Annotated in this window: 7 protein-coding genes; all 7 read left to right on the forward strand. The window is 55.7% G+C overall.

Annotated elements, in window-relative coordinates; all coding sequences use genetic code 11:
• Positions 1-14: 14 nt before the first annotated feature.
• Positions 15-839, forward strand: a complete 825-nt coding sequence (locus tag HJV72_RS15375; protein ID WP_208072247.1) for a hypothetical protein — start codon at positions 15-17, stop codon at positions 837-839.
• A 15-nt stretch (positions 840-854) separates the two neighbouring features.
• Positions 855-1,838: a hypothetical protein gene (locus tag HJV72_RS15380; RefSeq protein ID WP_208072249.1), complete on the forward strand. Its 984-nt coding sequence runs from the start codon at positions 855-857 to the stop codon at positions 1,836-1,838.
• 15 nt (positions 1,839-1,853) lie between these two features.
• A complete protein-coding gene (locus tag HJV72_RS15385; RefSeq protein WP_208072251.1) occupies positions 1,854-2,903 on the forward strand; it encodes a hypothetical protein in 1,050 nt (349 codons plus the stop codon).
• A gap of 661 nt (positions 2,904-3,564) precedes the next feature.
• Positions 3,565-3,816, forward strand: coding sequence for a hypothetical protein (locus HJV72_RS15390; protein ID WP_208072253.1), 252 nt, complete (start codon positions 3,565-3,567; stop codon positions 3,814-3,816).
• Positions 3,817-3,828: 12 nt separating this feature from the next.
• Complete coding sequence (locus tag HJV72_RS15395) at positions 3,829-4,455, forward strand: hypothetical protein (protein WP_208072255.1); 627 nt, start codon at positions 3,829-3,831, stop codon at positions 4,453-4,455.
• Between the two features lie 69 nt (positions 4,456-4,524).
• Positions 4,525-5,097, forward strand: coding sequence for a PKD domain-containing protein (locus tag HJV72_RS15400; RefSeq protein WP_208072257.1), 573 nt, complete (start codon positions 4,525-4,527; stop codon positions 5,095-5,097).
• The coding region (locus HJV72_RS15405) for a BspA family leucine-rich repeat surface protein (protein WP_208072259.1) at positions 5,094-7,235 on the forward strand (2,142 nt) is incomplete at its 3' end. The genes HJV72_RS15400 and HJV72_RS15405, both read left to right, overlap by 4 nt.

The raw sequence follows: 7,235 nt of genomic DNA on the forward strand, positions 1-7,235 counted from the left end.
GAAAGGAAAAAGCAATGGATCTATCGAGTGTCAAAAACTTCATAACCGACCACAAGGCACCGTGCGCCATCGCGCTGGCCGCTCTTTTGGTTTTTGCCTCGCTCTCATTCGCACGCTTCTCTCAAGTGCAGTCTGAGAAAGCTGCCGCCGAGCAACAAGCCTCATCGGAGCAAGACGACCAACAGGCAGAGGCGGAAGCGCAACTCACAAACGAGCAGAGAGCAAAACAAGGAAAGTACTCCAATGATGTACAGCAGGTACTCGATGTGCTGAAGGCAAACCTTTGGTGCACAGAGGACAAGCAAAAGCTTGTCACCTTCGACCAGACCACTTTCACGCAGCGTACCGATGACGGCAGCTCGAAAACCGTAGGCTATGTAGTGGATGCCATCGACACAAGCAAAGAGCAGAACACCGACTATACATCAGAGGTCTTCACTATCGCCGTAGAAACGCCTGATGACAGCTTCATCCTCACCCTTACCAGAGAAGAAGACGGCGATGGCAACTTTCAGTATTTCCTCAAGAGCTCTGGTCTCGCCGCATCCGGGCAAGTCTACTCGACCGTCTCATCGAATGCCAACATCGAGATAAGCACTTTGAACCAAGACGCGATGCAGCTCATCAACAACGATCAGGAAGGCCTTGAGCAGGCGCTTCGCGATTACTCGGCTCAATACCTTCCTGCCACTGCAACGATAACCTGGACAAAGAGCGTCACTATCGATTGGGAGAACGGTACTGTGAACATCCCGTTCCAGTTCGATTCAACGACCGCACAGGTTCAGGTGGTCTACGACCGCTCTGCCAAGACGTTCACCGTTCAGTCGATACGCTAGAAAGGAGGCAACAACATGCAAACTGTTTCGAGATACTTCACCAGACCGAACGCAAAGACAATCTTCGTCATGTTTCTGCTCATCTCATGTGCAGCCCTGGCATTGCCGCAGTATGCCTATGCGTTCGGAATCGACGACGTTACCAACTGGCTGAAGGACACCATCCTCAAGCCATGGATCGAGACCATGCTGAACTCGGGCAGCTCCATGCTCTCCGCAGTTGGAACGGACAACCTCCTAACGGGAAGCTTCGGATCCCTCTTCTCCTCCGGCACCAGCAAAGATGCCGTGTGGGGTGTGATCAACAAAGTGCATCAAACGCTCGTCGTGCCCGTTGGTCACAGCATCCTTGCAGCTGCGGTCCTGGTGCAGCTTGTGAAGATCTCCCAGAAGGTCGATGCCAACGCAACCCTTCCAACCGTCAAGGAGATCTTCATCCTCGTGGTCTTCTTCGTTGTGTTCACCTACATGATCAACCACGGTCCCCAGATCTGCCAAGGCCTCTACGATGCGATTAACGACATCACCAAGGGAATCACCAGCTCACAGAAGATGGAGGGAGAGATAAAGCTCGGCAACACCGACAATGCCGACGTTGCGGTAATGCTGCTCTGCGCGATCACCGCATTGTTCATCTTCTGCACTTCGATGCTCGCAGCTGTCGTTGCCTACGTCATGGCAGCTGCACGAGCCCTTCAGCTCTACGTCATGGCCGTCTTCTCTCCCATCCCGTTTGCGTTACTCGGTTTCGAGGAGACCCGCAATATGGGCATCAACTACATAAAGGTTTTCGCGTCGGTATGTCTTGCCGGCGCCATCCTCGCGTTCCTTATCGCGATCTTCCCGATTCTCTACAAGCAGCTTGTAGGATCCGGCGCCCTCCTTGGAGAGAGTGGGCTGGATGCCAGTGTTCTCATCAAGTCGCTTGCCATCCCGATCCTCGCCATCCTCGGTATGGTGAAGTCCGGGTCCTGGGCTCGCGATATTCTTGGCGGTTAAGCGGAGGTGTCGGATATGGGCAATGAGTACGACAGCTTCGAGCCTCCTAAGAAGGCTGAGGAGCAGGAGAAATCGCCTTGGTGGAACGAGGTCGACGAGCAAGCGCCGGCACCAGGGATACCGGCTACTGCTTGGGATTCGGGCTACGGGCATGATTACTACGATGATGCCGACGGGGGCATCTCGCCTGGCAGGATCGTTGCCATCGTGATTGCAGTGTTGGCGGGGCTGCTCATCATCGGCGGCGGGGCCGCCTTTGCGCTTTCCCATCAGGGGGATGCGCAGGATGAGGAACCGGGCATCACCCAGGAAGACGAGGAGGCTGCCAAACAGGCTTCCATGGTGTACCTCACCGTTTACGCCGACGGGGCAGACGGCAACACCTCGCCTGTCAGCATATCCATCCTCAAAGGCGAGGATGGAGACGATACCGCCAAGGCGGTCAATGCGAAATGCAACGAGAGAACCGAAATCGGCGTGCTGGAGCCTGGGAAGTACCGGGTCCATGTGATGTCGGTTCCGTCGAACCAGGACGGCTCAACCTACCTCACTCCGCTCTTCGACATGACATTCGAGGTGGCAGGCGATGGGCAGGACATGGAACTTTCGGTCAACCTGGACAAGGCGGACAGTGGCTCGGAAGAGCAGACGGAGAACCAAGATACGGCTGCAGACCAGCAGCAAACGGACGGTCAACCGACTGATGCCGCCGCTGCCAACACCAGTAACGACTCCGGCTCTTCTACTGCAACGCAAAGCGGATCGTCTGCCGCTCAGTCTCACCAGCATAATTGGGTGGCGGTCACGGCCACAAAGCATCACGATGCGGTGTACCGAACCGTAAACCACGCGGCAGTTAAGGAAAGGCGCTGCATATGCAACAGCTGCAACCAGGACATCACCGGCAACTTCGCGCAGCATAGGAACGCCTCAGGGCACAGCAAGTACCACTATGAGTACAAGGTGGTCAAGGAAGCTTACACGGAACGTGTGCTGGTGTCTGCGGCTTACGACGAAACGGTTACTACCGGATACCGATGCTCGGGCTGCGGCGCTACAAAATAGGGAACAGGGAGTATCGGTGCATAGAAAAGCCGGAGGCGAAAGCCCCCGGCTTTTTTGCTTTCGATACTCAAGCAATGCTGGTAGTGCTCAGCGACCTCAACACAGATGCTTGATGAAATAGCCTATCTTCAGTTCAGCAACCTGTTAAGTCTTCCTGATTCAGCGAGCTTTAGGTGTTCCGTTTTGTCAAGCTCTCCATAGGCGTAGATTCCCGTTCTGATCACGGTATATGTATATCTTAGCATAGGCTCATCGAAACACCATCACCTTCGTTCAGCGACCATGGCGTTTGAGGTGCTTTCAAAGCGCTACTCAAAGACAGATATCCCCTGGTGCTGTTCAGCAACCATGGCAGATCGGGCGGTTCTCAAACGCTGGCCAAGGCTGGCAAACTGCCATTCCGGTTCAGCAACCATGGCAGATCGGGCGGTTCTCAAACCTGTAGGTGTGGATATGCCGTTTGATCTGGGCATTCCTATTTCAAAGAACTGCAAAATCTGCCAGGTCTTCTTGTTTCTGCGACCCGCCCGGTCGTTTTTTCGATCGGGCTCTCGGATCTCCGCAAGCGTATATTCCCGCCCCGACGGCGGTATGGATCCATTATAGCAAGAGGCTTTGTCAGGTTGCAATCTCGGCAGAGAGATAGAAATTAATTCAGGAAATGAGTGAATTGCTCGACAACCGCGAGGAGAACAGCCGCGACATCTCGTATACCGTGACCTTGGAAGACGGCACCGAGATCTATCAGTCGGAGATCATCAAGCCCGGTAACGGAATCGAATCGCCCAAGCTCTCCCAGCACCTCGAACCAGGGACCTACAGCATCATCGCCACTGCTCAGGGGTACGATGCTGAGAGCCATAACGCAGCCGGCGGAACTGTCGCTGCTCAGTCAACACTGGTAGTCAAGTAAAGGAGAATCATCATGACTATCGCACAATCCATCAAGCAGGGCGCAGCACGCTACGCAGCATCCGCCCTCATCGCAGCCGGTCTCATCGCCGGCGGTGCAGCCGCAGTGGCAGCAAACCCTGCCGATGCTTTCGCACTGAGCCCTTCCACCGTCGCTGGTCAGATGTCCGACGGTTCCGGCAACACCGCTTCCACTGCCGTTTGGCTGCAGGCTGACACTGACAAGCTGATTGTCGCCGCCCCCACCCAGATCAACATGATCGTGCAGGCAGACGGCACGATGACCGGCCCTTCCGCTGCTGCAACCCAGATCAAGAACGGATCTGCCTTCGGCATCCACGTTTCCAAGATCCAGACCACTGCCAAGAACAGCTTCGCGCTTGAGTCCACCGCCAAGGCGAACGACTCCGCAAGCGTCACCATCACTCCCGGCGCAGGCACCGCCGTCAACCTCGCCGACACCCTCTCCGGCATGGCAATCACCTCCGGCACCGACTGGAACATGGCAAAGGTAGGCGCAACTGGCGCTGACATCAACCTGGCAACCGTCGGCAAGCTGTCCAACATCACCAAAGACCTCGCCGCAAACCAGCAGTTCGCCCAGATCGACTGGACTTTCGCAGCCGGCAACACGAAGTAGGATCGACAACAACCGATTTCCAGCAATGGGAGCACTGCGCTCCCATTGCCTGCATTGAAGGGATTGGCTATGAACATAGCTTTCAAGAAGACCATGCCGTTTGCACTTGCAGCGGCTATCGCTGTGTCCGGGGGCTCTTTAGCGCTCGTTCCCGGCACTGCCATGGCTGACACGCAAGGCTCGACCGTACTCAGCCTGAGGGCTGTGGACAATCCTTTCAATGCAGGCGCAGACCAAAGGTTCACCATCAACGAGGGTGAGGAACTCACGCTCAGCGGGGACATCACCGGCGGGTTCGGGGACGTCACGTACCGTTGGTACGTCTCCTCGGACGGCGGGAAGCATTGGGACCTCGTTGAGGAAGCTCATGGAACCTCGCTCGACCTGAAGAACATGAAGGTCGGCGAGTACATCTACCGGCTCGTTGCATCCGATATGTACAGCAACACCGCCCATCAGGACTTCTATGTGACTGTGAAGGGCAACGGGATTGCGGATTCCGTGGCTGAGGCGGTCTCCAATGCGGTGAAGACCGGGGACTCGCTTCCGATTGCCGGGATTGCAGGCATCGCAGTCGTTGCTGCGGGGGCTGCCGGAGTTGCAGCCAAGAAGCGCCGTGAGGGCAAGGAGGACGCACGATGATAAGCGCATCCAAGACACTCAAGAAGAACCTGTCCATCGCGGTTGCGACGGTTTTCCTCGCTGTGGCTGCCTTCGCTTGCTGGGCAATCGAGCCTTCCAAGGCTTATGCGGATACCACGGACAGCCATCTCACGGTGGCTTCCGAGGTGCATGTGCTGGTGGACAGTGAGGGAAACGTCACCATCCCCAATGCCACCGTGACCAACGACGGCACATGCGCTGCCTACATCATGGGGTGCTCTTCCCCCGATGGGCTGGGCTGGACCTGCGATGCCGTGGGAAAGCGCATCGAGGTGGGTCAGAGCATCACTGCCACCTGGAGGTCTGCGGGACCGGTGTCAGATGAGATCGCGGCGCAGCTGGGTGAGGAGCCCTACTATGCGGGCAACTTGACGTATACCTATACGGACGGCGATTTGAAGGGCACCGTCTCGCTCGACAACACCGATCCCACCGTCGGGGACACGATCACGGCAACCGTAACCGGTGCCAATGTGCCCGATGACAAGCTCACTTACCAGTGGGTCAAGGTGAAGGACGGCGTCGAGACCTCCATCGACGGAGCTACGGGTTCCACCTACACCGCAACCGACAACGATGCCGGGTACGAGCTCGTCTGCAAGGTGAGCTCCACCGACGACATCTGCCAGGGCACGATCTGCGGGGCTACCGGGGCTGTGAAGAAGATCCTGGCTTTCGCTGTGTACTCTGCCGACGACGGCTCGCTGAGCTTCTATAAGCGGGCGGAAGTGCCGAAGCAGGGCACGATGTACCTCGGAAAGAGGGCGACCGCCGTTTACACCGGCCTTGAGAACATGACCTCGGCACCCGGATGGATGCTCAACTACAGTAAAGACATCAAGACCGCGATAGTCTACGACGAGGGCATCTCGCCGACCGACACGGGATTTTGGTTCGCGGAGCTTCGCAACATGAAGACGGCGGACGTCTCGAAGCTCGACATGTCGAAATGCAAGACGATAGGCTGCATGTTCACCAACTGCACCTCCCTTACCACGCTCGACCTCTCGGCTTGGGACACGCGTAGCCTTACGGACATGAACCAGGCTTTCCAAAACTGCACGTCGCTCACAAAGCTGAACGTCTCCGGGTGGGACGTCTCTAAGGTAACGAACATGGACCTCGTCTTCTCCGAGGACAAGGCGCTCTCCTCACTCGACCTGTCGACCTGGGACAACTCGGCCGTAACTTCCATGAAGGACGTATTCTTCATGATGGACTCGTTGAACGAGGTCTCGCTGGGAAGCAAATTCAAATTCGTCGGGACAAGTCCGTTCCTGCCCGACCAGACGGGCCACGTGGCAGGGGCCGACGGCAAGTGGTACGACACCGACGGCAACGGCTATGCGCCTGCCGACATCCCGTCCAACAAAGCCATGACGTATTACGCAAGTAAGGATTTAGTGCCAGGGATTACTATTTCAGGCAACGCAGAAGTCGGTGAGACTTTAACGGCTACCGTAAATAATCTCTCTGAAGAGGAGATTACTGGCTATCAATGGTATACGGTAGATGATTCAAGTAACGAAACGGCCATTGCTAATGCAACCGCTCATACTTATACCGTTACTGCCAATGAGGTTGGTAAGAAAATCCTTTGTAAAGCATTCTATAAAAACGGCTCTGCAACAAAGAATGTAAAAACTACTCCTACAGATAACGTCACACCACAAAAAACCGCATTTGCTGTCTACTCTGCTGACGATAACAGTCTTAATTTCTACAAACGTACAAGTGTGCCCTCTGCTGGCGAGCAGTTCGAAGGCAAGACGGTTACGGCTGTTTACACGGGGCTCGAGACGAAAACTTACAATTGGAATACTCAACCGTGGAGAGCCAGCAGAGACAACATCACAACGGCTACTGTCGTCGATGACGGCATTCGACCTAAAAGCACTGCATATTGGTTCTACTGCTGCAAGAACATGACGTCTTGTGATTTAAGTAAACTGGATATTTCCAAGGTGACCGATGCATCCTATATGTTCGACTTCTGCTCATCCATCACCACGCTCGGCGACCTCTCCGGTTGGGATGTCTCCAAGGTGACCGATGCATCCTCTATGTTCAGCGGCTGCTCCTCCATCACCACGCTCGGCGACCTCTCCGGTTGGGAT

Source organism: Extibacter sp. GGCC_0201, assembly GCF_017566055.1.
Classification (GTDB): domain Bacteria; phylum Bacillota; class Clostridia; order Lachnospirales; family Lachnospiraceae; genus Extibacter.

Bases quoted from the DNA above. Each gene is read 5' to 3' on its own strand.
- HJV72_RS15375 (WP_208072247.1), top strand. From the start codon at position 15: ATGGATCTATCGAGTGTCAAAAACTTCATAACCGACCACAAGGCACCG.
- HJV72_RS15380 (WP_208072249.1), top strand. From the start codon at position 855: ATGCAAACTGTTTCGAGATACTTCACCAGACCGAACGCAAAGACAATC.
- HJV72_RS15385 (WP_208072251.1), top strand. From the start codon at position 1,854: ATGGGCAATGAGTACGACAGCTTCGAGCCTCCTAAGAAGGCTGAGGAG.
- HJV72_RS15390 (WP_208072253.1), top strand. From the start codon at position 3,565: ATGAGTGAATTGCTCGACAACCGCGAGGAGAACAGCCGCGACATCTCG.
- HJV72_RS15395 (WP_208072255.1), top strand. From the start codon at position 3,829: ATGACTATCGCACAATCCATCAAGCAGGGCGCAGCACGCTACGCAGCA.
- HJV72_RS15400 (WP_208072257.1), top strand. From the start codon at position 4,525: ATGAACATAGCTTTCAAGAAGACCATGCCGTTTGCACTTGCAGCGGCT.